Origin of the sequence: Dyadobacter sp., from assembly GCF_051859145.1 — a bacterium.
Classification (GTDB): Bacteria; Bacteroidota; Bacteroidia; order Cytophagales; family Spirosomataceae; genus Dyadobacter.
The window spans coordinates 1-1,625 of sequence record NZ_JBHYGF010000385.1 but is presented as its reverse complement, the minus strand read 5'-3'; the positions used below and the strand labels follow the sequence as shown (position 1 = coordinate 1,625).

Here is a 1,625-nt window from a genome sequence, read left to right as displayed (position 1 = left end):
AGTGGAAAAAGATTCATTGAACAATCGCTTCAAGGTAGACATCCCGCAGCCAAAGGAGGATAAATCCTACGGAAGTGTTCCTTTCCGCGTCGAGAGCATTGCCAGCGCCATTCCGCTGGGACAAAGGTTTATGTTTGTAAACCAGCTATTTAACAAAAATAGCGAGCATTTTGATAAAGCGATTTACGAGCTAGATGCAGTCAAAAGCTTTGAAGAGGCAGAAAACCTGATCTGGCACCGGTATGCTTCCAAATATGCCTGGGATGTAAATGGTGAGGCAGTAACCGCGCTGCTGGCGATTGTGAAGAGGAAATTTGCCTGACAGCTTAGTGTTAAAGAATATAGGAAAGCTTTCGTTGCTTAGCAGCGGGAGCTTTTTAACTTTTTACCAAATTCAAAAATAATAGCCTGGCTGTTTGTAGTGCTTCCAGGTCGAGATTTACCGGGCTTCGCTTTTCAATCGCAAAATCGACAAGCCTCTCCGTGGGCATGTTGCCGACGAGCTCGTCCTGCGCCATCGGGCAGCCGCCATATCCGAGCAGCGCACCGTCAAAGCGCGTGCATCCGGCATCAAATGCAGCTTCCACTTTCCCACGCCATTCCGCAGGTTTAGTATGAAAATGTGCCCCGAATTCCAGCTGGGGATAATGCGGGATCAGCTCCGAGAAGAGCGACGTAATTGCATTGGTACTTGCAACTCCTACCGTATCCGATAATGAAAAAATCCTTACCCCAAGATTTGCAAGCTTACTAACCCATTCCGTGACAATTCCAGGCTCCCAGGGATCTCCGTACGGATTTCCGAAACCCATTGATATATAAATCACCACTTCCTTTCCATTCCTCAATGCGAGCTCGCAAATGCTTTTTACCCTCTCCAGCGAGTCGGCTATACCTGCATTCGTGTTGCGGCGCTGGAAAGTTTCAGAAATGGAGAATGGAAAACCAAGGTAACTGATCTGTGAAAAACCGCAGGCTTCGGCCGCGCCCCTCTCATTTGCAACAATCGCAAGCAGTTTTGATCTAGAAGAATAAGTGTCAAGCTGATCCAGCAGCAGCGCAGTATCACTTACCTGCGGCATTGCTTTGGAAGAAACAAAGCTGCCAAAATCAATGGTATCAAACCCCACTTTCAGCAACTGATTCAGGTACCCAACCTTCTGTTCAGTCGGAATGAATGGATGATACCCTTGCCAGGCATCGCGGGGACATTCTGTTAGTTTCAATGATTGAATGATTGAATGATTGAATGATTGAATGATTGAATGATTGAATGGAGGAAGGGAGGAAGGAGGAAAGGGATGAAAGGGCTTTTGGCTGTTAGCTTTTAGCTGGTGTTCCATTCTCAGTTCAACATCCTCCCCTTCGTCCCTTTCCTCCATCCTCCCTTTCTTCCCTTTCCCCCTACTTTAAAATCGGAGCTAAATCGGCTTCGTTTTCTTTTAACCAGGCGGCGATTTCTTCTACGATCTGGCGGATACCTATTTCCGGTTTCCAGCCGGTTAATGCGGTCACTTTGGTGTTGTCGGTTACGTACAACCGAATGTCGGCAGTGCGGTTCTCAGGTACTACTTTGATCGGGATCGTTTTGCCGGTTACTTCCTGGCAAACTTTCGTCAGTTCCT

At 47.3% G+C, this 1,625-nt stretch carries 1 protein-coding gene and 2 pseudogenes; 1 reads left to right on the top strand and 2 read right to left on the bottom strand.

The features are described 5' to 3' along the window. Positions 1-322, top strand: a pseudogene (locus ACTIE6_RS19755) (hypothetical protein); the annotation flags it as partial. Positions 323-377: 55 nt separating this feature from the next. On the opposite strand, the gene ACTIE6_RS19750 reads toward ACTIE6_RS19755, so the two are convergent. Together ACTIE6_RS19750 and ACTIE6_RS19745 are read right to left on the bottom strand one after the other, a co-directional pair. Next, complete coding sequence (locus ACTIE6_RS19750) at positions 378-1,226, bottom strand: hydroxymethylglutaryl-CoA lyase (protein WP_439558284.1); 849 nt, start codon at positions 1,224-1,226, stop codon at positions 378-380. 178 nt (positions 1,227-1,404) lie between these two features. Beyond that, positions 1,405-1,625: pseudogene (locus ACTIE6_RS19745) on the bottom strand (NAD-dependent epimerase/dehydratase family protein); the annotation flags it as partial.